This is a genomic window from Pedobacter gandavensis, assembly GCF_032678745.1.
GTDB lineage: Bacteria > Bacteroidota > Bacteroidia > Sphingobacteriales > Sphingobacteriaceae > Pedobacter > Pedobacter gandavensis_C.
The window spans coordinates 1-24413 of sequence record NZ_JAVTST010000010.1 but is presented as its reverse complement, the minus strand read 5'-3'; the positions used below and the strand labels follow the sequence as shown (position 1 = coordinate 24413).

At 39.3% G+C, this 24413-nt stretch carries 24 protein-coding genes; 19 read left to right on the top strand and 5 right to left on the bottom strand.

Annotated elements, in window-relative coordinates:
* Positions 1–9 precede the first annotated feature (9 nt).
* The gene (locus R2S10_RS22355; protein WP_316842643.1) at positions 10–2232 is read right to left on the bottom strand and encodes a transglycosylase domain-containing protein; all 2223 of its coding nucleotides are present in this window, start codon (positions 2230–2232) and stop codon (positions 10–12) included.
* 2 nt (positions 2233–2234) lie between these two features.
* Positions 2235–5024, bottom strand: coding sequence for a tetratricopeptide repeat protein (locus tag R2S10_RS22350; protein ID WP_316842642.1), 2790 nt, complete (start codon positions 5022–5024; stop codon positions 2235–2237).
* 110 nt (positions 5025–5134) lie between these two features.
* Between R2S10_RS22350 and R2S10_RS22345 the strand changes: the two genes are divergently transcribed.
* From R2S10_RS22345 to R2S10_RS22300, 10 genes are all read left to right on the top strand, one after another.
* On the top strand, positions 5135–5356 hold the full coding sequence (locus tag R2S10_RS22345; protein ID WP_316842641.1) for an AtpZ/AtpI family protein: 222 nt from the start codon (positions 5135–5137) through the stop codon (positions 5354–5356).
* Between the two features lie 51 nt (positions 5357–5407).
* The gene (locus R2S10_RS22340) at positions 5408–5797 is read left to right on the top strand and encodes a hypothetical protein (RefSeq protein WP_316842640.1); all 390 of its coding nucleotides are present in this window, start codon (positions 5408–5410) and stop codon (positions 5795–5797) included.
* 14 nt (positions 5798–5811) lie between these two features.
* Positions 5812–6966: a F0F1 ATP synthase subunit A gene (gene atpB / locus R2S10_RS22335; RefSeq protein WP_316842639.1), complete on the top strand. Its 1155-nt coding sequence runs from the start codon at positions 5812–5814 to the stop codon at positions 6964–6966.
* A gap of 41 nt (positions 6967–7007) precedes the next feature.
* A complete protein-coding gene (gene atpE / locus R2S10_RS22330; protein ID WP_062551197.1) occupies positions 7008–7217 on the top strand; it encodes an ATP synthase F0 subunit C in 210 nt (69 codons plus the stop codon).
* Positions 7218–7294: 77 nt separating this feature from the next.
* A complete protein-coding gene (gene atpF / locus R2S10_RS22325) occupies positions 7295–7789 on the top strand; it encodes a F0F1 ATP synthase subunit B (protein ID WP_316842638.1) in 495 nt (164 codons plus the stop codon).
* 31 nt (positions 7790–7820) lie between these two features.
* A complete protein-coding gene (gene atpH, locus R2S10_RS22320; RefSeq protein WP_316842637.1) occupies positions 7821–8369 on the top strand; it encodes an ATP synthase F1 subunit delta in 549 nt (182 codons plus the stop codon).
* 51 nt (positions 8370–8420) lie between these two features.
* Complete coding sequence (gene atpA, locus R2S10_RS22315; protein WP_316842636.1) at positions 8421–9995, top strand: F0F1 ATP synthase subunit alpha; 1575 nt, start codon at positions 8421–8423, stop codon at positions 9993–9995.
* A gap of 28 nt (positions 9996–10023) precedes the next feature.
* A complete protein-coding gene (gene atpG / locus R2S10_RS22310; RefSeq protein ID WP_316842635.1) occupies positions 10024–10908 on the top strand; it encodes an ATP synthase F1 subunit gamma in 885 nt (294 codons plus the stop codon).
* Between the two features lie 153 nt (positions 10909–11061).
* Complete coding sequence (locus R2S10_RS22305; RefSeq protein ID WP_316842634.1) at positions 11062–11277, top strand: hypothetical protein; 216 nt, start codon at positions 11062–11064, stop codon at positions 11275–11277.
* 140 nt (positions 11278–11417) lie between these two features.
* Positions 11418–12266, top strand: coding sequence for a DUF4349 domain-containing protein (locus R2S10_RS22300; RefSeq protein ID WP_316842633.1), 849 nt, complete (start codon positions 11418–11420; stop codon positions 12264–12266).
* 84 nt (positions 12267–12350) lie between these two features.
* On the opposite strand, the gene ruvC is transcribed toward R2S10_RS22300, so the two are convergent.
* Positions 12351–12914, bottom strand: coding sequence for a crossover junction endodeoxyribonuclease RuvC (gene ruvC / locus R2S10_RS22295; protein WP_316842632.1), 564 nt, complete (start codon positions 12912–12914; stop codon positions 12351–12353).
* A gap of 43 nt (positions 12915–12957) precedes the next feature.
* On the opposite strand from ruvC, the gene R2S10_RS22290 reads away from it, so the two are divergent.
* The 7 genes from R2S10_RS22290 to R2S10_RS22260 all read left to right on the top strand — a co-directional run bounded on the left by R2S10_RS22290 (position 12958) and on the right by R2S10_RS22260 (position 20066).
* The gene (locus R2S10_RS22290) at positions 12958–13935 is read left to right on the top strand and encodes a lysylphosphatidylglycerol synthase domain-containing protein (protein WP_316842631.1); all 978 of its coding nucleotides are present in this window, start codon (positions 12958–12960) and stop codon (positions 13933–13935) included.
* Positions 13913–15049 (top strand): glycosyltransferase family 2 protein, encoded by a 1137-nt coding sequence (locus R2S10_RS22285; RefSeq protein WP_316842630.1) that lies wholly within the window; start codon positions 13913–13915, stop codon positions 15047–15049. Before R2S10_RS22290 ends, R2S10_RS22285 begins: the two co-directional genes overlap by 23 nt.
* Positions 15049–16137 (top strand): ABC transporter permease, encoded by a 1089-nt coding sequence (locus R2S10_RS22280; RefSeq protein WP_316842629.1) that lies wholly within the window; start codon positions 15049–15051, stop codon positions 16135–16137. The genes R2S10_RS22285 and R2S10_RS22280 overlap by 1 nt, the downstream gene beginning before the upstream one ends.
* Before the next feature lie 72 nt (positions 16138–16209).
* Positions 16210–16821, top strand: a complete 612-nt coding sequence (locus tag R2S10_RS22275) for a ribonuclease HII (protein ID WP_316842628.1) — start codon at positions 16210–16212, stop codon at positions 16819–16821.
* An 18-nt stretch (positions 16822–16839) separates the two neighbouring features.
* Positions 16840–18042 (top strand): glycosyltransferase, encoded by a 1203-nt coding sequence (locus tag R2S10_RS22270; protein WP_316842627.1) that lies wholly within the window; start codon positions 16840–16842, stop codon positions 18040–18042.
* 168 nt (positions 18043–18210) lie between these two features.
* A complete protein-coding gene (gcvT, locus tag R2S10_RS22265) occupies positions 18211–19290 on the top strand; it encodes a glycine cleavage system aminomethyltransferase GcvT (RefSeq protein WP_316842626.1) in 1080 nt (359 codons plus the stop codon).
* Between the two features lie 59 nt (positions 19291–19349).
* A complete protein-coding gene (locus R2S10_RS22260; protein WP_316842625.1) occupies positions 19350–20066 on the top strand; it encodes a 2-phosphosulfolactate phosphatase in 717 nt (238 codons plus the stop codon).
* Between the two features lie 22 nt (positions 20067–20088).
* Here R2S10_RS22260 and R2S10_RS22255 read toward each other — a convergent pair whose 3' ends face one another.
* Positions 20089–20883 carry a patatin-like phospholipase family protein gene (locus tag R2S10_RS22255; protein ID WP_316842624.1) on the bottom strand — a complete coding sequence of 265 codons (795 nt, stop codon included), beginning with the start codon at positions 20881–20883 and terminating at the stop codon, positions 20089–20091.
* A gap of 59 nt (positions 20884–20942) precedes the next feature.
* Complete coding sequence (gene gldB, locus R2S10_RS22250; RefSeq protein ID WP_316842623.1) at positions 20943–21923, bottom strand: gliding motility lipoprotein GldB; 981 nt, start codon at positions 21921–21923, stop codon at positions 20943–20945.
* Between the two features lie 101 nt (positions 21924–22024).
* On the opposite strand from gldB, the gene R2S10_RS22245 reads away from it, so the two are divergent.
* Positions 22025–22696, top strand: coding sequence for a porin family protein (locus R2S10_RS22245; protein WP_316842622.1), 672 nt, complete (start codon positions 22025–22027; stop codon positions 22694–22696).
* A 27-nt stretch (positions 22697–22723) separates the two neighbouring features.
* A complete protein-coding gene (locus tag R2S10_RS22240; protein ID WP_316842621.1) occupies positions 22724–24364 on the top strand; it encodes an NAD+ synthase in 1641 nt (546 codons plus the stop codon).
* Positions 24365–24413: the final 49 nt, after the last annotated feature.

Genomic DNA, 24413 nt, shown 5'->3' with positions numbered 1-24413 from the left:
AAGGAAAAGCTAGAAGCCTAGCTTTTCGTCCAGTTCTGTGGTTTGCTCCTGCTGCTGGTATTGGTTGCAGTCGAAGGTAATGGTAGTTCCATTCTTCGGTGCTTCAAAATCAGCTTTGCTCATATTTAAGGTCTTACTGGCATATACACGCTTCATAAATCCTGCATAGATCGGTAGGGCAGTAGTGGCACCATCACCTTGTCTGGTACTGGTAAAGTGGAATGCACGATCCTCACAACCGGTCCATACACCAGCAGCAAGCTGTGGAGTAATGGCCATAAACCAACCATCAGAGTTGGCATTCGTGGTACCTGTTTTTCCGCCGATAGGTCCTGTTACACCAAATTTTCCTGCTAAACGCCATCCTGTTCCATTGGTAATTACACCACGCAGCATTCTTGTCATTACATACGCCTCCTCCTCATTCAGTACGGGTACCGGAATTGGCGTATCATTGAATAGTACTACGCCGTTTTTATCCTGGATCTTTAAGATATAAGTAGGCTTCTTCCAGATGCCTTTATTGGCAAAAACGCTGTAAGCACCCACCATATCGTATACTGAGGCATCAAAAGAACCTAAGGCAATGGAAGGTACAGCCGGAACTTCCGAGGTAATCCCCATTTTCTTGGCTAGGGTAGCTACGGCAACTGGTCCCACTTGTTTCATGAGATAAGCAGCAATATAATTTTGTGATAATGCCAATGCTTTTTGTAATGTCAGGTAGCCAGGAACGGTTCCGGATGATCTTGGCGTCCATGGTGGACTGCCCGGAGTTTCGATGGTTACTGGTTCATTTAATACGCTAAAACATGGAGAATAGCCATTTTGAATGGCTACAGTGTAGGTAAAAGGCTTCGCTGTGGAACCTACTTGTCTGGTTCCCATCTTTACCTGATCGTATTTAAAATGTTCGTAATTGATTCCACCAACCCAGGCTTTCACATTTCCAGATTGCGGATCCATGGCCATCATCGCATTTCTCAACAGTAATTTATAATATTTTACAGAGTCGATTGGCTTCATCAATGTATCAATATTTCCTCTCCAGGTGAAAATACTTAGCCTGGTAGGGGTGTTGAAGTCTGCTTTAATCTCTTCTGCACTCTTTCCTTCCAGTTGCAAGGCTTTGTACCTGTCGGATCTTTTTACACCCTGCTCAATCTGCATTTCTTTTCCTTTGAAAGGATTTTTTCCTTTCCAGCTGTCGAAGAAAGAAGCTTGCAAGATTTTCATATATTCTCTTTGGGCCTCTTCTGCATATACCTGCATCTCATAATTAATGGTGGTTGTGATTTTAAGACCATCCCTATCAAGGTCATAAGGTGTGCCATCTGATTTTAAAATCGAACGCTCCAGGAAGAGTTTTTTAATGTCATTCTTAACTACCGCTCTAAAATATGGTGCAATACCGTCATTTACTGTAGCCGCACTGAAGCGAAGACCCAAAGGTTTTTCTACTAGCTTCTCGTAGTCCTGCTCGGTTAAGAACTCAGCTTTCACCATTAATCCCATAATGGTATTTCTACGGGCCAATGCGCGTTCCGGATTACGAGTAGGAGAATATCTTGAGATTCCTTTCAGAATTCCCACCAAGGTGGCAGCCTGGTTAACGGTCAGTTTATCTGGAGTAGTATTGAAATATACTCTGGCGGCAGATTTAATTCCATATGCCTGGTTCCCAAAATCAACAGTGTTTAAATACATCACAATGATCTCTTCCTTCGTATAGTTGCGTTCCAGTTTTACTGCAATCACCCATTCCTGGAATTTCTGTAAAATCCTTTTGGCGAAGTTTTTTTGTCTTCCTTCCTCAGAAAAAAGATTCAATGCCAGCTGTTGAGTAATGGTACTTCCCCCTTGTTTTTTACCGATAATGGCATATAAAAAGATGGTAAACGTACGTTTAAAGTCGATTCCTGAGTGTTCTTTAAATCTAATGTCTTCAGTTGCAATTAAGGCGTTGATGACATTCGGAGAGATCTGATCGTAAGTAACGTTAGATCTGTTTTGCACAAAGTAAGTGCCCAGAATTTTGCCATCTTCTGTGATGACTTCTGAAGCCTGATTGCTTTTCGGATGTTCGATGTCTCTGAAAGAAGGAAGTTCACCAAACAAACCAAAACCAACGGAGATGATAAAAAGAGCGAATAAAACGATTCCTGCAATTAAGAGCTTCCAGATGTTGAAATTATACCTTCTGATGTCTTCTTGCGAAAGTGGTTTGTTCATTGTTAATAGTTGTTTTTATAAAATTCAAGGTATTTGTTCAAGAGGTCCTTGCTACTGAGCTTATCAAAGTTTTCTTTGCTGATGATAAAGCTTTTGTAAAGGTTAACAGGGACTTTCATGATCTGTTTTAACTGTGGATTAATGCCTTCCGCATACGTTTTTGCGTCGTCGAAAGTACCAAAGTTTCCTACAAATATAAGCTGATCATTGTCAAATTCCTTCAATTGATGACGGAGATTGTTTTCTGCGTAGTTTCCACGGTTGAATTGTCCGATGCCAAAACGGGAAGAACTAAGGGTTAAAGAGCCGTCAGACACGTGTACTACATAGTAATATAGGGTAGCAGGAGCCGTACTAAAAATTCCATCTGCTTTTACTATTGGGGCTGCTGTAACTGGTTTTTCAGCTATTGGCGCTGGTATTAACGGTTTTTCTTTTGCAGGATTATTGGCGACCGGATTTTGCGGCGCAACAGGGTTTTGCTGATTAACCTTTGCCGGTACTTTTGTTGGGAATTGTTGCGCAAAGAATTTTGGTTCATTGGCATCGAAATCAGCCAGGGCAATGGCTCTTTTTCTAAATTCTTCTAAATGCAGACTGATATAGGCCAGATGTTCTTTTACCAATGGCACAATCAATTGATCATTAGGGTAGCTAACTTTTATCTTTTCAAAAGAAGTAATCAGCTGGTCTACATGTGCCGTTCTGCCGATGGCTATAGCCTTCAGGTAGGCAAATTGTGGTGCTAAATAGTTGTCCGGGTTTGCCTGTAATACTTCATCCGATTTGAGTATCACATTTGCAAAGTCTTTTTGTAGATATAAGTCAAACAGGTCATTGTATTGCTTGTTGACTAAAATTTCCATTTCCGATTGTTTCAGGGAGAAAGAAGGATCGAGTATGGTTTTCGCATAAGAGGAACTCGCAAAGTCTTTTAATACTCTCTGTTTATAGCTTTCTGCTTTTGCAGGATCTAAGGTTTTATTCGCTAAAAATAAGCCGTAGTAGATGGACGCAAGACGGTCGTTGTTAGGGAAACGTTTCAATATTAACTCATAAATTTCTGAGGCTTCTTTAGGACTATTTAATTCCTGCAGGTAGAAATTGGCAATCTCGTAATAGGCTTCCATTACTTTTTGATCCGATTTAGCCACGAGATCCGGTGTTGTTGGAATCGCCGCCACGATCGCTTTAATTTTGGAAGTGGTATCGGTAAGAGTCATCCCAATACTGTCGGGATTGACTTTCCCATTATTGGTTGCATAGTTTTTAGTAATACCCTGATTGGTCTCCTGAGCGGAAGATTTAATGCTCTGGCGCCAGTTCAATTCGAGTTTACGATTGCCCCATTTCTTTTTGAAATCGTTAAAACCAGTGCTGATGGCACTGAGGTTGGCAAAGTAAAAGTTACTCGCCACAGGGCTTTTCTGACGGGATTCATTGCCGGTAGGGAAGGCTCCTGGGATATTATTGATGGTGCTGCTTGTTTTTACAGGTTCAACCTTTGCCACAGGGTTCACCAGTAAACGTACTTTTGCCAGCCGCTCCGTTTCCGGAAGTTTGGCCAGCGCCTGCAAGGTATCCTGTAAAGCAATCAGCTCGTAACGATCCGTCAGATATTCCAGATTCTGATTCTTTTTAACAATCAAGTCGTATCCAGGATAGGTTTTAGGAAGCGTATTTACAGTGCTATCGTAATATAATTTTGCATTCAGGTAATCATGGAAATGCTTGAAGTTTAGGTCGGCAATCTTTAAATAGGAGAGGCCTTTCTGGTACATGTTTTTCGTGCTGTTCCGTAAAGAGAGCTTATAGTATTTATCAGCCTCCGTATAATTTTCATCCCTGGCATAACTTTCCGCTACCTGATAATAGATTTGATCGTGGTAATCCTCATTCTTATCATCTTTGAGCATCGCCATTAATTGTTGCTGTTTGTTGATTTTTACACCACTTAAGAAGGCATTGAGCTTAATTCGGTTTAAGTTCGCATTGAAATACATTTCAAATGGGGCGCTGCTTTTCTCTACTTTACGGTAATAACGGAGGGCTTCATTATAGTTTTCCTGTTGCTCATACAATTGCGCTAGAATGTAATTCCAGCGGATACGCTGTGGCTTGGAAGGATGGGCTTTTATGGCTTGTTCCAGCATAGCAATGGCTTCTCCGGCCATTCTTTGATGAATATAGATTTGTGCAATAGTGGCTAATGGCTCTGCTTTGTGCTTTTTTAAGCTGGAAATCGTATTGGATAAGGTGTCCAGTACTTTTGCAGCCTGACTATATTTACCAAGCTGCATTAAACTCCTGGCTTTCCAGTCTAAGGCCTGTACCTGGCTTTTTATGTTATTAGGGTATGTTTTAGCAGTATAGTCGAAATATTCTTCGGCATTAAAGTAGTTGCCTTTAAAAAAGTTGGCTTTTCCGAGTAGAAGGTAAGCGTCGTCCTGGTAATTGCCATAGCTTTTCTCTAAGAGCAGTACTCGCGCTTTTTTGATGATTTCCTCCATATCCGGCATGCTTCCACCGGGTTGATCATTGAAAATATCGTAGGCCTCTGGATGAATATAGACAGGTAACACTTCGTCATAGTTGTCTGCATAGGCCTCTGCCAGTTCTTCCTGATGTTGATTCAGAATCATATTGGCATTGTATATATAGTTGTACCTGGAAGTCAGATTTTGCATGGCCCTGCTTGCGGCAGTGTCCTTGTTGGAACTGCAGGCATATAAAAGACAGGAGCAAAAGATAACTAGTGTTACCTTTAGAGAGTTGATTGCGTAATTTTCCAAAAAAAACGGATTGAGTTAATCTTATAAACAACAAAATATATGCAAAAGTATTTTATTCAACACTAAGTTCTTAACAATTTAGGTTTTATTTGTATCAGATTTTTAATCCCATGGATCCAAAAGAAGAGAAAAAGAACGTTAATAATTTCGCGAAGTATTCTTCCATCAGCTTTCAAATGTTGGCTACAATAGGCGTTTTTGCGTTTGCAGGCTATAAAATTGATGAGTACCAGCACAGTAAACAACCGATCTATACCGCAATTCTAGGACTTTTAGGAGTAGTGGTATCCTTGTATCAGGTTGTAAAACAACTAAATAAAAACTCAAACTGATTATTTAAAGCCGTTCTAAATTCTTACTTTTGTAAAAAAATAGATACTGATTTGAGTTTAACACGGTTTACCCTTTATTATTTAGCGTTTTGCGCCGTTCTCGGTGGCATCGCTTATGCCCTTCCTTCTATATTTCCCGATCAGTTGATCTTAGTTCCTAAATTCTGGCTGGTGTTTGGCTTTTTAGCGGGCATTACTTATATCGCTTATGGCGTGGCAGATTTGGGCTTAAAACGCAATCCTGATGTTGGCGTAATGGCCATAATGGGGTCAATTGCACTGAAGATGATTTTCGCAATGGCTTTTGTGCTGATTTACAGCCTTAAAAGCAAGGAAAACGGCTTTGTTTTCGTGCTGAACTTTTTTTCTTTATATTTATTGTTCAGCTTCTTTGAAATATACTGTTTGTTACGTAACTTGCGCCACCAAAATAAAAAGTAAAAATCTGCGAGTAAATGGATTGTAGCCACGTTTTTGAGTTTAAAGTGAAAAGGTTAATTGTTGTTTTTACGCTCTTTTTAGCGTTTTTTTCTGTTACACCTGCTGCTTTCGCACAGGTAGACACAGCGCAAGTAACAGAAGGTTCTCATGCCCAGCCGGCAGCTGAGAAAAAGTTTGACATTGGTAAGTTTGCACTACACCACATTGCGGATTCGCATAGTTGGCACGTAATCGGACATACCTATATCGACCTTCCGGTAATTTTGTACACCAAAGCTGGTGTTGTAAACTTCAGTTCTGCTGATTTCACCACGCTGGAGGACGGAAAAGTTGTTCGCGATGATGAAGCTAAAGTAGTAGTAGAGCGAAAAGGACAACGCTTTGTGAAGATGCACGAGAAAATCTATTATGCATCTGACGTTGCGAATGAGCACGGTCAGTTTGTAACATTAGATGAGAAGCATCATGCGACAAATGCACGCCCGCTGGACCTGTCGATTACGAAAAATGTTTGTACATTGTTTATTTCTATCATTATCTTATTAGTTGTGTTCCTGAACGTAGCTAAAGGATATAGAACAAACAAGGGCAAATCACCAAAAGGAATCCAGTCATGGATGGAGCCTATCATCTTGTTTGTACGTGATGATATCGCTATCCCTAACTTAGGTCATAAATACGAGCGCTTTATGCCGTATTTGTTAACCGTGTTTTTCTTTATCTGGTTTAACAACATGTTGGGCTTAGTTCCATTCTTACCTGGTGGTGCCAATTTAACTGGTAACATCGCAGTAACAATGATCCTTGCACTGGCTACGTTCTGCCTAACGGTGTTTAACGGTAATAAATATTACTGGAAACACATCTTTATGCCTGATGTACCTTGGTGGATGTATGTTGTTATGGTTCCGGTAGAATTGTTCGGTATCTTTACCAAACCTATCGCCCTAATGATTCGTTTGTTTGCTAACATTACTGCAGGACACATCTTGGTGTTGTCATTGATCTGCTTAGTGTTCGTTTTCAACAGCTTGTACATTGCTCCAATCTCTATCGCTTTCGCAGTATTTATCGGCGGAATCGAATTACTGGTAGCATTTATTCAGGCCTTTATTTTTACGATTCTTTCTGCCCTGTTTATCGGAATGGCAATTGAAGATCACCACTAATTAGAATTATTTTTTAACAACAATTAATATATAAAATCATGATTACAGGAAGTATTGCTGCAATTGGTGCAGGATTAGCTGCGATTGGCGCTGGTCTAGGTATCGGACGCATTGGTGGTTCAGCTATGGACGGTATTGCTCGTCAACCAGAAGCTGCCTCTAAAATTCAAACTGCAATGTTAATCGCTGCTGCCTTCGTTGAAGCTGTTGCGCTTTTCGCAGTAGTTGTTGCCCTAATGGGTAATGGCTAGAAATTAAACGGTGCCAGATAGCAATATCTGGTACCATTTATTGTTAAAAAAGAACAAAATATTTTATACATATACAGATGGAATTATTATTACCTGAATTCGGCCTAGTTATCTTTCAATCCATTGCTTTCTTATTGCTAATGTTCCTATTGGCAAAATTTGCCTGGAAACCAATTCTAGCAGCAATTAAAGAACGCGAAAAATCGATTGATGAAGCATTAAGCAAAGCTGAATTAGCAAAACAAGAGATGGCTCGTTTAACTTCTCAGAATGAAGAGTTAATGAAAGCTGCCCGTGCTGAACGTGATTTGATCTTGAAAGAAGCAAAAACGCTTAAAGATAGCATCATTAATGAAGCAAAAATTTCTGCTCAAACTGAAGGTGCTAAATTAATTGAGAAAGCTAAGATTGAAATTGAGAATTCAAAGAAAGCTGCTTTAGCAGAATTGAAACACCAGGTTTCTTCTTTATCATTAGATATCGCAGAACGTGTATTGCGTAATCAATTGCAAGACAAAGCTACTCAGCAGGATTTAGTTGCTAATCTTTTAAAAGACGTTGAATTAAACTAGTCTGTAGTTTATTTAGCCAAATTAGATAAAAATGTTAGAAAATAAAGCAGCATCGAGATACGCCAAATCAATGATTGACCTTGCTAAAGAGCAAAACTCTTTGGAAGAAATCAAGAATGATATGGTGCTTTTAGATCAGGTGATCGATCAGAATCCAGAATTGGAAGCTATCCTTAATAACCCTATCGTTCCGTTGGACAAAAAATCAGGAATTTTAGAAGATGTATTTGGAGCCAAAGTAAATGTGGTAACCAAAGCCTTCTTGAAACTGATTGTAAGCAAAGGACGTTCAGCGATTTTATTCGGAATGGCAAAATCCTTCATTCAGCAATACAATGCCATCAAAGGAATTGTAACTGCTGAAGTAACTTCGGCAATCGAGCTGACTGACGCAAACAGAACAGAGATCGTAGCTTTAGTGAAAAAAGAAGTAGGCGCTAATGAAGTGGTGATTAAAGAAAAAGTTAATGACAAACTGATTGGTGGATTTATTTTGAAAGTAGGAGATAAGCAATTTGATGCAAGTATCGCCAACGGTTTGAATAAACTAAAAAAAGAATTTGCTCAGGGAATTGTTTAACCCGGGTATTTAAAATAGAAGATAACATATACTAAGAAATAATATAAAATTATGGTAGAGGTAAGACCAGACGAAGTATCGGCAATTATCAGGCAACAATTGGCGGGCTTTAAATCAGAAGCAGAACTTGAAGAAGTTGGTACCGTATTGCAGGTGGGTGATGGTATTGCCCGTGTTTATGGTTTAACTAAAGTTCAATCCGGTGAGTTAGTTGAATTTGAAAACGGCTTACAAGGTATTGTTTTGAACCTTGAAGAAGATAATGTTGGTGTGGTTTTATTAGGCCCATCTGACACGATCAAAGAAGGTGATACGATTAAACGTACTAAGAAAATTGCCTCTATTAAAGTTGGTGAAGGTATGTTAGGTCGTGTAGTTAACACGATGGGTGAGCCAATCGATGGTAAAGGACCAATCATTGGACAGACGTATGAAATGCCAATCGAGCGTAAAGCTCCAGGTGTAATCTACCGTCAGCCAGTTACAGAACCTTTACAAACAGGTATCAAAGCGATTGATGGTATGATTCCAATCGGTCGTGGTCAACGTGAGTTGGTTATTGGTGACCGTCAGATTGGTAAAACTGCGGTTTGTATCGATACTATCATCAACCAAAAAGAATTTTATGAAGCAGGTAACCCTGTTTACTGTATATATGTAGCTTGTGGTCAAAAAGCAAGTACTGTAGCAAACGTAGTACGTACCCTAGAAGAAAACGGTGCAATGGCTTACACAGTTGTTGTTGCTGCTTCGGCTGCTGAACCTGCACCATTGCAGTTTTACGCTCCATTCTCTGGTGCTGCAATCGGTGAGTTTTTCCGTGATACAGGTAGACCAGCATTAATTGTTTATGATGATTTGTCTAAGCAAGCTGTAGCTTACCGTGAGGTATCTCTATTACTTCGTCGTCCACCGGGCCGTGAGGCTTATCCTGGTGACGTGTTCTACCTTCACAGTCGTTTGTTAGAGCGTGCTGCTAAGATCAACTCTAACGATGAGATTGCACAAGCAATGAATGACCTTCCTGAATCATTGAAAGGTATCGTTAAAGGTGGTGGTTCATTAACCGCTCTTCCAATTATCGAAACTCAAGCTGGTGACGTTTCTGCTTATATTCCTACGAACGTAATTTCAATTACTGACGGACAGATCTTCTTAGAAACTAACTTGTTCAACGCAGGTATTCGTCCAGCTATTAACGTAGGTATCTCGGTATCACGTGTAGGTGGTAATGCACAGATCAAATCAATGAAAAAAGTTGCTGGTACTTTGAAATTAGACCAGGCTCAATACCGTGAGTTAGAGGCTTTCTCTAAATTCGGTTCTGACTTAGATGCAGCTACTAAATCTGTACTTGATAAAGGTTCACGTAACGTGGAAATCCTTAAACAAGGTCAGTTCTCTCCAGTAACAGTTGAGAAACAAGTAGCAATCATTTACATTGGTACTAAAAACTTGATGCGTTCAGTTCCTATCAATAAAGTAAAGGAATTTGAAGCTGAGTACTTACAACAATTGGAGTTACGTCACCCAGATACTTTGAAAGCTTTAAAAGCTGGTAAATTTGATGATGCAATTACCGGAGTATTGGAAACTGTAGCAAAAGAGCTTTCCAGCAAATACTAAATTACTCTTGACTGAAGAATAAAAAAGAATGGCTAATTTAAAAGAAGTAAGAATTCGTATAACATCGGTGCAATCTACACAGCAGATCACCAAGGCCATGAAAATGGTTTCGGCTGCGAAGTTGAAGCGTGCGACCAATGCGATTGTTCAGCTACGTCCGTATGCTACAAAGTTGAAAGAAATCCTAGGAAATCTTTCAGCGAGCTTAGAAGGATCATCGTCTCCGTTTATTCAGGAACGTGAACCAAATAAGGTATTGATTGTAGTGGTTTCTTCTAACCGTGGTTTAGCTGGTGCCTTTAACATGAACGTGATTAAAGAAACCAACAATTTAATCTCGGAAAAATATAGCGAACAATACAAAAAAGGTAATGTAAGTATCGTCGCTATCGGTAAGAAAGCACATGATTTCTATGAGAAACGTGGATACAATGTTATCGGAAATAACAATGAAGTATATGCTGCGCTTACTTTTGAAAATGTAACCAAGATCACCAATTCGATCATGGCAGGCTTTGAAAAAGGCGATTTTGATAAAGTAGAGTTAGTATACAACAGGTTTAAAAATGCGGCAGTTCAGATCTTAACGACTGAGCAGTTATTGCCTCTTCCTAAAACTGAAATTGCCGAAGGTGCAGCCGCTGCTCATGCAGTTGATTACATCATGGAGCCTTCTCAGGAGGAAATCGTATCGCAGTTGATCCCTAAGTCGATCAAAACTCAAGTATACAAAGCAGTATTGGATTCTCATGCTTCTGAGCATGGTGCCCGTATGACTTCAATGGATAAAGCAACCGAAAATGCTGGTGATTTAATTAAAGCGTTAAAGCTTTCTTACAATCAGGCACGTCAGGCGGCAATTACTACAGAGCTTACAGAGATTGTAAGTGGTGCAGCTGCACTAAACGGGTAATACTCCATCAACATATTAAAGCCCTTATCCATTCGGATAAGGGCTTTTTTTGTTTAAATTGGTAACGTTTTAGGGGAGATTGAAATTTATCCGTCTGTTATACTGCTTTTTGTTTAATTAATATTATTTTTGTGCCATCAAATAGAAAATACTATGGAACAGACACCAAAGCACAATACGCCTAGCATGAAAAGAGCTAACGAGACTTCGATCTATAAATTAATGGCTGTAGGAATTGTAATCAGCGTTATAGGCGTTTTTATGCGTTTTGCTGGTGATTCTCTAGCTTTGTCATTAACGGCATGGGCTGTTTTATTTATTGGTTCATTCATCGCTTGCAAAGGCGTATTTAAAATATTAGCTGCCTAGTTTTTAAACAGGCATCGCTGGAAATCCTCCTCAACCTCGGTTGTGGAGGATTTTTTTTTGACTCACATTTTTGTGACTTATCCTATTTAGAGGTTACCTTATCACTGGCTCTGTATTAAGAGTACTAATTCTTGATACCTATGAAAAGATATATTATTTATTGCGCTGTAGCCACTGTATTGGCCGCCTGTAGTCCTGGAAATAAAGCTGAACAGGAAGCCGCTGATGCTACTTCCAGTAATCTACTCAACTTAGATACCACCTCAACAGAAAAAATCATCAAAACGGCCGATATGCGCTTCCGCGTAAAGGATGTACAACAAACGAAAGTTAAACTCGGTCAATTGATCAAAGAAGAAGGAGGTAGACTTTGGGAATTCTCTATTCATAGTGATGTGTATCAGTCGGAGAAGGTTCGCTATTCCACAGACTCCCTATTGGAACTCAGTTCTTACCGTACGAAAGGGTCTATAGTTGCTAAAATCCCCGCAGATAAATTAGATGAGTTTACCAATAAAGTAGCTGATATGGCTGTATTTGTAGACCAACAATCTATGAAACTGGATGATCAAAGCCTTTCCTATCTGTCGAATCAAATGAAAAGTCAGAATAGAGTAGAGGCCGTAGGTCAGCTGAATAAACACGCGAATAAAAAAAGTAATAATGTAGAGACCGCTTTGGAATTAAAAGATGGTTATATAGACCAGAAAATACAGAATAGGATGATCAATGATCGCGTGAAGTATAGTGACATCACACTTTCTTTTTATCAGGACAATACCGTGAAAAAACTGGTGATAGGAAATGATAATTTGTCGGATTACCGCCCTTCATTCTTTAGACGGTTAGGATTGAATATCCAAAATGGATGGGTAATATTTAAAGAATTCTTATTGATACTTGCAAACCTTTGGATGCTGATTGTTGTGGTGCTAGTGGGCTTTATTGCCTTTAAAGAATACCGTAAACGAAGAAAAATTAATGCTTAGTTTCTGTTGAAAACAGAAACAAAATGCTTTTTACTTAAGATGCCCAATCCGGAAATCGAGATTGGGCATCCTTAGTATTATGAATTATTTAAGACGTTTTTTATTGTCTTTTGCAAAGGCTTCCCATCCGGAGTATGATTTTCCTGAACCCGAAGTACTCACCCTTTGAAAGGAATGGCAAACAGCCACTGCTAAACCGTCTGTAGCATCTAAAAATTGCGGAGTTTCTTTAAATTTAAGTAAGGTTTGTAGCATCGCCGCCACCTGCTCTTTTCCCGCACTTCCGCTTCCAGTAATGGACTGTTTGATTTTACGTGGTGCGTATTCTGTAATCGGGATGTTTCTGGATAATGCCGCTGCCATGGCTACACCTTGTGCACGACCTAATTTCAGCATTACTTGTATGTTTTTTCCGTAAAATGGAGCTTCTAGTGCCATCGCATCCGGTTTATACTCATCAAGCAAAACAATGGTTTTCTCGAAGATGCGTTGCAGTTTTAAGAAATGATCATCCAAATGATCCATCCGTACGATGCCCATGGTAATCAATTCGATCTTACTTCCCTTTTCCAATATCACCCCATACCCCATAATCGAAGTGCCCGGATCTATCCCCATGATCACCCTTTCCTTTTTTTCCACCAACATAGAACAATATTAAGCATATTTGCACAGAGTAAAAGCAAAAAAGTTGACATCACAGTACAAAAAAATAGTTTCTTATATTCTTAAAGCCGGAATTGTTCTTTTCGCTTTTTGGTTTGTGTACAGCAAGCTGACAGAGAACAAGAACTTACAGGATTTCAAAAATCTGCTGAGTAATCTCCCTCAATGGGAAATTGTAGCAGTGATGGGCTTCGTTCTTTTTCTGATGCTTGTGAACTGGGGACTTGAAGCTGTAAAGTGGCAAAGGCTGATTTCTAGCGTAGAGAAAATTAACCTCTGGAAAGCTGTGGCTTCCGTTTTCTGCGGGCTAACCTGGGCCATATTTACTCCCAATCGGATTGGAGAATATGGAGGTCGGGTGTTTTTCCTTTCACCTAAAAGAAGGGTGATTGGTGTAGTGGCCATGGCAGTTGGTAATATCGGTCAAATGGTACTCACCAATGTGTTCGGCGCTATTGCATTCTGCGTGTTCATCTATCGCTTTGTAAAAGTTGATCCACTGCTGTTTTATGCGCTGGTTTTTCTTGCACTGATCTTCTGTCTGTTTTTTCTGATCTTTTATTTTAACATCAAATGGCTGAATGGACTATTGCTTTCCATGAAGTTCACCCGGAAATATAAAAAATTTTATAGCATTCTGGCGAGATATCAAAAGAAGGAATTACTGAAAATTCTTTCCCTCTGTTTTTTGAGGTACCTGGTATTTAGTACACAGTATTTTATCCTGTTCTTCTGGCTAATCCCGAATCTGCATTATATGGATATTTTGATGATGGTAAGTATCCTGTTCTTCGTACAATCTACGCTTCCTTCTTTGGATTTGTTCGATATCGGAGTGCGTACAGCTACAGCTTCTTATTTCTTTAGCTCTATTACTGATCAGGAAGTAGCAGTGATTGCTTGTACAGCCAGTATATGGCTGATAAATATTATTATTCCTGCTATATTAGGCACTTATTTCGTATTTAAACTTAACTTTTTTGGAAATTCACAGCGTAGCTAGTTATATTACTTCTATTTTAACGGTCTTATACGTGTTCGTGGTGTTTGCCTTTATCAGAGGCTGGCATAAATTGAGCTATTATCAACCCCAAAAGCCCGCTTTTAAAACTAAGGTGTCTATCCTAGTAGCTGCTAGAAATGAAGCGGAAAATATCAGAAAAACCCTAGACGACCTTTGTGCGCAATCTTATGATAAAGCGCTTACGGAAATAATTTTTATTGACGATCATTCTACCGATAATACGGCCGAAATCATTGCTGATTATGCCTCAAAAGGAGTCAAGCTGATCCGCTTGAACGAAGATCGCGCACTCAACTCCTATAAGAAAAAGGCCATTCAAACGGCCATTGGCCAATCTTCCGGGGATCTCATCATTACAACGGATGCCGATTGTAGAATGGGAAAAAATTGGTTAAAAACAATTATCGGTTTTTATGAGGAAAAAAAACATAAAATGATTTCCTCGCCTGTGGCTTATTTTGAAGAAAAGAGTTTCTTTGAACGCGCACAGGCATTAGAATTTTTGTATCTGATCGGTTTGGGTGCTTCTACTATAGGTAATAAAAATCCATCTACATGTAATGGGGCGAATCTGGCTTATGAAAAGGCAGCTTTCTATGAAGTTGGTGGTTTCAAAGGAATAGATGACCTGGCTTCAGGAGATGATGAGCTTTTATTGCATAAAATGGCAGCGCGTTACAATAACAATATTGGTTTCCTAAAACACCATGATGCTGTGGTTTATACGCACGCAAAGGCAACACTAGGGGAGTTTATCCAACAAAGAAAACGCTGGGCATCTAAAAGTACACGTTATAAAAATAAGGCGATTATCGTGCTTGGTGTAGCCATATGGTTGTTCAACCTGGGAATTTTGTTAAATATCGGAATCGGCTTATTTGTTGGATTCTATTTGAAACTGGCTTTAGCGCAGTTACTGATCAAGATACTGGTAGAATTTATCTTTTTATATCAGGTTACAGGCTTCGCGAAAAGAAGGGAGCTATTGGTTTTATTGCCGGTTCTCAATTTAATGCATATCGTTTATATCGTGTATATTGGCGTAGCTGGAAATTCAGGGAAGTATAACTGGAAAGACAGAATGGTGAAATAATGGAGATCAACAATAGCCCATCAAAGCAGGTATGGAAACGGTTTAAGCAGAATAAAATGGCTTTCTCTGGACTATTGTTTATTCTATTCATGATGTTAATCGGAATATTGGGCTACCTGATTACACCTGATCAGACTCCTTTTGCTAATACTATGCACTTGCAGCTGAGTAATAAAAAACCTGGTCGGAGCTTTGAATTTTTGGTCATCAGCAGAAATCCAGAAATCAAAAAACATGGTTTTTTGGAGAAAATGTTATTCGGACAGGAATCGGATTATAAAAGTATTCCAATTACTTCCTATCGGGAAGTAGGGAATAAGGTGTATGCACGAGAATATATCGGAGACGATGAACAGGCAGAGGAAACTATATATCCTTTACAAAATAATAATAGATATAATCAGACTTTTTGGCTCGGTACAGATATCTATGGCCGGGATTTACTGAGTAGGTTGATGATTGGTGTCCGGGTTTCTTTGTCAGTAGGCCTGATGGCGGTCTTAATTTCTCTTTTTATTGGAATCAGTTTAGGCGCATTAGCCGGTTATTTTGCTGGAAAAACCGATGCCCTTATTAGCTGGTTTATGAATGTGATCTGGTCGCTGCCTTCCTTATTATTAGTGATTGCTATTTCTTTCGCATTAGGAAAGGGCTTCTGGCAGATTTTTATCGCCGTTGGACTCTCTACCTGGGTAGATGTTTCCAGACTCGTGAGAGGGCAGGTGATGGCCTTGAAAAACGTTGAATTTGTGGAAGCGGCAAAAGCGTTGGGATTTTCTACCCCCAGGATTATTATCAAACACATTTTACCCAATATTGCCGGACCAATTCTGGTGTTAGCCTCCGCAAATTTCGCTGCTGCAATTTTATTGGAAACTGGATTAAGCTTTCTTGGATTTGGCGCCCAGCCGCCCATGCCTAGCTGGGGAAGTATGATCAAAGAACATTATGGCTATATTATTATGGATGCGGCATACCTTGCTGTTTTGCCTGGTCTAGCGATCATGGTCACCGTATATGCTTTTAATCTTCTCGCCATCGGTTTGAGAGATGCCTTCGACGTGAAATCCCAGAATATTTCCGTTTAATCGTAAAGCCATAGTCTGCGAAGAGCGGTGATTTCTCCTCCTGGAAGGGCTTTAATTTATTAACTTTGTAATATGCTGTTAAACTGTTACCAGAACGAATTAGTAGAGGCCGGCTGCGATGAAGCAGGTAGAGGCTGTCTTGCAGGCCCTGTGTTTGCCGCCGCTGTCATTTTACCGAAAGATTTTATTGCCGGCCAACTCAATGATTCTAAAAAACTAAACCACAAACAGCGTGAAGCTTTGAGAATCATCATCGAAAAGGAAGCGATTGCCTGGGCAGTAGCAGAAGTAGATCATCAGGAAATCGATAAGATCAATATTTTAAACGCTTCTTTTTTAGCCATGCACAGAGCCGTTGAAAAATTAGCACTGAAGCCGGAATATCTGGTGATCGATGGCAATCGCTTTAAAACTTATCCAGAAATTCCTCATTCTTGTATTGTTAAGGGGGATGGGAAATACCTGAACATTGCCGCGGCTTCCATCCTTGCGAAAACACATCGTGATGAATATATGGAGAAAATTGCCGAAGAATATCCGGTTTACCAATGGAAGCAAAATAAAGGATACCCTACGATAGTGCATCGTAATGCGGCTTTAGTTCATGGTTTATCACCATACCATCGTAAAACTTTTACAATTTCTAAACCCCAATTGGCACTGTTTTCCGAAAGCGAAGGATAATTAGTATTTTCACATAATTTGAAAGCACTCATACTCACCAACAGAATACCCTTTCCGCCAAATAGTGGCTATCCGATTGTGGTTTATAACACCATAAAAGGATTGTTAAATCTGGGGGTCGAAATCACTTTGTTTAGTATCAACCCTAAAAAATATCATGTAGATATAGAAGAAATTTATGATCCTTTATTTGAAAAGATCAAATTTTATGCTTTTGATCTGGATACGGGGGTCAATGTATATGGTGCTTTACTCAATATCTTTTCCAATCAATCTTATAATGTTTCTCGCTATTATGATGATGATGCTGCGCGCTTACTTGGAGAGATCTTGAAAGAAAATGAGTTCGATATTATTCAGTTTGAAGGACTTTTTGTCGTGCCGTATCTGGATGTGGTCAAAGAAAATAGCAAAGCAAAGGTGATTTATCGGGCGCATAATATTGAGTTCGATGTATGGGAACGAATCGCAATGACGGAGAAGTTTACGCCAAGAAGGAGTTACCTTCAATTTCTTGCCCGCCGTCTGAAGGTTTATGAAACAGAACAGATCAATCGTTTTCATCAGGTTTTCGCGATTTCTGAGCAAGACAGGCAAAGTATTTTAAGATTTGGCTCGGCAACTGCATTGGAGGTATTTCCGGTTGCATTGGATTTTGAGAAATATGTAACTGATCCTTCGAAAACCAGTTTCCCTACGCTGTTTCATTTAGGTGCAATGGATTGGCGCCCCAATAGAGAGGGCTTGGAGTGGTTTCTGGATGAGATTTGGCCGGACATTGAGAAGTTGAACTCTGAGCTTCGGTTCTATATCGCCGGAAAAAATATGCAACAACAGTTTTTTGAATATGATTCCGATAACCTGGTTGTAGAAGGGGAGGTTTTTGATGCGGTAGAATTTATCAATTCTAAAGCGATCATGATCGTGCCTTTATTGTCAGGAAGTGGAATGCGAGTCAAAATTATTGAAGGAATGGCCATGAGCAAATGTATCATCGCCACCAGTATGGCTGCTGAAGGGATTCGATGCGAACATGGAAAAGATATCCTCATTGCAGATACTGCCGATGAGTTTTATCGTGCAATTTTGCAATGCATTACCAACCCTAAGAAATGGAAGGAAATTGGTGAAAATGCGAGGAAAACTGTGGAAAGAGACCATGATGTTAAAATCATCGCTGAAAGAATGCTGAATATCTATCAAAAATTACTTACTGTTTAATTTTTACGTACTTTTGCCCACGTTTTTGGCCGCTTAAAGGGTGAATAACTGGATAAAGCAACCAAAAACAAGAACAATTCAGAAATATAACAATACTGATGAAATTCGCCTCCATAACGTATGTCGTAGGTGGTAGAATCATAACCGATAAAAAACAAAATTATTCTAATGAAAAATACCGCATTAACAGAAAAACACATTTCATTGGGTGCCAAAATGGTGCCTTTCGCAGGTTACAATATGCCAGTTCAGTATGAAGGTATCAATGCAGAACATGCAACCGTAAGAGGATCTGTAGGCGTTTTTGACGTAAGTCACATGGGTGAATTCATCGTTAAAGGTGAAAATGCACTAGATCTGATTCAACGAGTAACCAGCAATGATGCTTCAAAATTATATGACGGTAAAGTACAGTATTCTTGTCTGCCGAATGAAGATGGTGGTATCGTAGACGATTTATTGGTTTACAGAATGGATGAAACTACTTATATGTTAGTAGTGAATGCTTCTAATATTGAGAAAGACTGGAACTGGATTCAGAAATTCAATGATAAAGGTGTAGAAATGCACAATATTTCTGATCAAACTTCTCTTTTGGCGATTCAGGGTCCTAAAGCTGCTGAAGCATTACAGAGCTTAACAGATGTAGACCTTGCTTCTATGGAGTATTATAACTTCGTAAAAGGAACTTTTGCAGGTGTTGACAACGTGATCATTTCTGCTACAGGTTATACCGGTGCTGGTGGTTTTGAGATTTATTTCGATAATGCAAATGCAGAAGTAATCTGGGATGCTATTTTCGAAGCTGGTGCAGCATTCGGTATTAAGCCAATTGGTCTAGGTGCCCGTGATACTTTGCGTTTGGAAATGGGTTTCTGCTTATACGGAAATGACATCGATGATACTACTTCTCCAATTGAAGCAGGATTAGGATGGATTACTAAATTCAGCAAAAAATTCACTAATTCGGAGGCTTTACAAGCACAAAAGGAAGCTGGTGTTGCCCGTAAATTGATCGGTTTCGAAATGATCGATAGAGGTATTCCTCGTCATGATTATGAGATTGTAGACGCGGAAGGAAATGTAATCGGAAGAGTAACTTCAGGTACACAAGCGCCATCTTTACAGAAAGCAATCGGTATGGGGTACATTGATAAAGCTTTGGCTAAAGAAGGTACAGAGATCTTTATCAATATCCGTAACAATAAGATTAAAGCGAAAGTGGTAAAATTCCCTTTTACTAAATAGTCATATAAAATATCATTAAGCAATAGAAAACATTTAGAAATACCCCATTCTTTTACCCCATGCAGAAAAGTATAGAAGTTTGTTTAACGCCAGCATTATTAGATCTTTATTCGATAGAAGACCGTATTGTGGTGGTTATTGATGTGCTGAGAGCGACCTCTTCAATGGTATATGGAATAGACAATGGGGCCAGCGCAATCATCCCTGTTGCACAGGTAGAAGATTGCCTGAACTATTCAAATGAAGGTTTTCTATTGGCTGCAGAGCGAAATGGAGAAGTGGTTGAAGGCTATGACTTCGGCAATTCTCCATTTTCTTACTCCCCTGAAAAAGTGAAGGGTAAAACAATAGTACTCACCACTACTAACGGAACTAAAGCATTACACCTGGCTAGAAAAAGAGCGCATCAAGTTGTAATCGGTTCGTTCTTAAACCTGGAAGCACTTTGTAATTGGCTTCGTACTCAAGATAAAGGGGTATTGTTGCTTTGTGCAGGCTGGAAGGATAAATTCAATCTGGAAGATACCTTATTCGCCGGTGCAGTGGTTCGTGAACTACGTAAGGATTTTACTCATTTTGACGATTCTTGTGTTGCTGCTGAAGATTTGTATGCTTTGGCAAAAGATGATTTGAGAAGTTACCTTCATAAATCGTCACATAGTCATAGATTGGCAGAACTAAACATCGAAGAAGATGTGAAATTCTGTTTGCAGCTTAATATTTGTACTGCCATTCCAGTATTGGTAGGTGATGCCCTGGTTGCACTAGAAGCTTAATTTCCTGGCCAGATTTGAAATATTACGATGTGGAATCTTGTTTGAAGTTTAAAATTAGTTCCTGTAGACTTTCATTCGTATGAATGGTTTTTAATGTCTGTTCGTAGGCTAACCAGTAAATAGTTTCTGCCTTTTTCATATCGAAAGTACTGATGTCTCCCATCCCTGTTGGCTCTATCATCGCATTACAGAAGGCGGATTTTTGCTCAGTGTCCTTATTTATTGACATCACCCCGGCCCTTTTCATTAGGGTAGAGATGTTGGTGATCTTATCCATTTTAGTCAGATGATTGCAAGAAGAACCGATAATATAATCGCAGTTACTCATTAATGGCTCGATAGGGAAGTTATTCAAAATTCCTCCATCTACATACATCTGGTTTTCTATCATGATCGGCCTGAAGATCCCAGGAATACAACTCGAGGCAAGTACGGCTCTTATTAATGGACCAGAACTGAAATAAACCAGTTTTCCCTCACTGAAATTTGTTGCTGCAATAGTCAGTGGTATTTTTAGGTTTTCCATACGGTCTACCGGCAAATGTTCTTTTAACAATTCCTCTACATGCTCTATATTGATCAATCCCAGAGAACCCAATGCCGGTCTGATAAAACGGAATAGTTTTGCTTTAATGAAAATATCTAATCCAGCTTCCGGATCTATTCCAGAAGCAAAAAATGCACCTGCAATGGAACCTGCACTGGTTCCACTAATGTGGCTAAACTTAATTCCTGCATTTTTTAAGGCTTTTAGGACACCTAGATGAGCGATGCCTCTAATTCCTCCGCCTGATAGTACTATTCCTACTTTAACCATGTTACGAGTTCTTTGCTGTTTAGGTTAGCCCAAAATTTTCCAGCTAATTATTCCTACTGCTATTTAGGTTTATATTTTGATAAGTTCAATATTTTTTGAGGATCTTTTTCTGCCATCAGCTGTTGAAGTGTGACCTCTTTATTTTCCGCCATATATTTTCTCACCATTTGCCAACCCATCCATACACCTAATTTTGGTGCCGATTCCTGTTTATCACCTAATCCAGGGGTAAAAGGACCTTCTCCTAAAAATACCTGGATCTTTTGATAATCGGTTTCAAACAATAAGTTGTTTTGCAATAAATAAGCCCAGATATCTACTTCATAGGTTTTACACCAATCTATTTGTTTTTTTGTATAGCCAATTTTGATGGAATCTGGTACGGCATCCGCCAGAACCTGATCCATAAAATATAAGATTTTACCATTCTGAATCATTTTGGACAATAAGGTTCGGTCTTCATCTCTGACCGGGAATAAATCTTCTCGCGCATAAGTCTCTGTCACCCTTGGAACCACATATTCCGGACTGAATCGACGGGAAAGATATACGGGTACGCTTTGTACGATAGCGCCATAAAATTTGCTGTTTTTTCCAAGAAACATATCTAATCCGATCCCCAGGTAATCGTCTCCAATAGGTGTTTGTACAGCAAACCCGGAAACAAAGGAAATCATTCTTGGAATCCGTGCATTCGGATAGTAATGTTTTACATATTTAAAAGTTTGTGTCAGGTCTTTTTCAATACTGCTCATGTTTTTGAAAACACTGTCGACTTCCTTGTTCAGGTCGGTATAGGCCTGGTCATTATAGAGCGTGGTTAAAATCTCAGTGCTGCTGTAACTCGGATCGCCCACCATGCGATGTACGTAATCCTGATAGAAAGCCCCATACTTTTTTTGTAGCATTTCATCTGTCTCCTGCAGATTTCTGGACTTTCCCAGATATAGGTCCTGATCGAAACGTTCTACTTTTATATCCAGCTTTATGTCGCTCACATCGGGCTTACTGGCCTGCTTACATGAAAAAAAAGCAAGCATAGAGAGAAAAAATAGATAGATTTGGCTGGGTTTTACGTTATATGTCATTTATAGCAAATATATATACATCCCGGAGGAAATAGCAAAACAATAATATACTAATGAAAAACACATATCTTACTTTATTCTTACTTCTTTTAACAGGACAACTTTTCGCCCAGCAGGGGGGATCTCCATATTACGGGTTCAGATTAGGCTTAACCGCACATCCAACATTAGGATGGGTGAAACCAGAAGTTGGAAAATCAGAAGGCTTGGCTATGGGATTCTCTTATGGTTTATTGGGTGATTTTAATTTCGCAGAGAACTATTCCTTTGCGACTGGTTTGACCATCACCACTATTAATGGTAAAAGCACAGAGCTAAATGTAAAACCTTATTACACTCCTGCGGATGGAGGAACTGTTGCATATGATTTAAGATACAGGTTACAGTACATTGAAGTTCCACTAACGATAAAGCTGAAAACAAATAAAATTGGCCCCTTAAGATGGTATGGACAATTTGGTATTTCTAATGATTTCAACATTGGTGCTAAACAGAATGCACAAATGGCAGGAAAGAAAGTAGAGAATGATAGAAACATTTCTGACTACACCAGATTTTACCGAGCAGGAATGGTGGTTGCCGCAGGTGGAGAATATGACCTGGACGATCGCACTAGTGTTGCCATTGGCCTAACCTTTAATAACGGCTTAACAAATATCGTTAAAGATGGCGATCGTAGGGCTAAAAACCATTATGTTGGCCTAAATTTAGGCGTCTTCTTTTAAGAAATTAGAATCTTTAAGTACATACACATGAATATTGCACTGGCACAACTCAATTACCATATTGGGAACTTTGAATACAATACGAAAAAGATAATCGAGAATATTGAACAGGCAAAAGCAAAAGGCGCCGACTTGGTTGTTTTTGCAGAACTGGCTGTTTGCGGTTACCCTGCAAGGGATTTTTTGGAGTCTGATGAGTTTATTGACTTGTGTGAAAAGGCAGCTTTAGAAATTGCAAGCAAGTGCCATGGTATCGCCTGTATCATCGGATTACCAGTAAAAAACGATATCCTGGCAGGTAAAGACCTTTACAATGCCGCTTATTTTATCGAAGATGGCCATATTAAGAACATCGTAAAAAAAGCTTTGCTACCTACTTACGATGTCTTTGATGAATACCGCTACTTCGAACCGGCAAATCATTTTGAGTGTATTCGTTTTAAAGGACAAAAGATTGCACTTACCATTTGTGAAGACTTATGGAATATCAATAACAATCCCTTGTATGCTTCTTCGCCAATGGATGAGCTGATCCGTCAGAAACCGGACCTGATGATCAACATTGCTGCCTCGCCATTTTCTTATTGCCATGATGACGAAAGGGTGGTTGTACTGTCTGATAATGCAAAAAAATATAAATTGCCATTGCTCTATGTGAACCAGGTTGGCGCACAAACAGAGATTATTTTTGATGGCGGTTCTATGGTTTTTGATAAGAAAGGAAAACTGGTTGATGAAATGCCTTATTTCAAAGAAGAGCTAAAGGTTTATGAACTGGAAGATGGCCATTTCAAGGGGCATACACCAATTGTACATGAAGCAGCACCTGATATTGAGCAAATTTATGAAGCCTTGGTATTAGGAATCAAAGATTATTTCGATAAGTCAGGTTTTAGTAAGGCCGTTTTAGGGCTGTCCGGGGGGATTGACTCAGCAGTCGTGTGTGCTTTAGCTTGTAGGGCATTAGGATCGGAAAATGTAATGGCAGTATTAATGCCTTCAAAGTATTCTTCTGATCATTCTATTGATGATGCCGTAGCCCTGGTGAAAAATATCGGTTGTAAACATGAGATTATTCCAATTGCAGCTGCTGCTGATGCTTTTGATCAAATGATGGCACCTGCTTTTCAAGGATTGCCATTCAACTTAACTGAAGAGAATATCCAGGCGAGATGTAGAGGGATTATTCTGATGGCGATGTCTAATAAATTTGGTTATATTCTATTGAACACCTCTAATAAAAGCGAATGTGCAGTAGGTTATGGGACCTTATATGGAGATATGTGTGGCGCAATCGGTGTGATTGGTGATGTCTACAAAATACAGGTTTACCAGTTAGCTAATTATATTAATAAAGATGGAATCGTGATTCCAGAGAATTCGATTGTCAAACCGCCATCAGCAGAGCTGAGACCAGGACAAAAAGATTCTGATTCCCTTCCTGATTATGATATCCTTGACAAAATTCTTTTCCAATACATTGAGCTGAAACAAAGTTCTGCGGCAATCATTGCACAAGGCTATGATGAGGCTTTAGTGAGAAGGATTCTGAAAATGGTGAATAATGCGGAGTTCAAGCGTTACCAAACGCCACCAATTCTAAGGGTATCGCCTAAAGCATTTGGTATGGGTAGAAGAATGCCTATTGTTGGAAAGTACTTGTCTTAGAAATACGACTTTTATAAAAAAAACCTTATAAGTAAAAAGTGCCTGAATC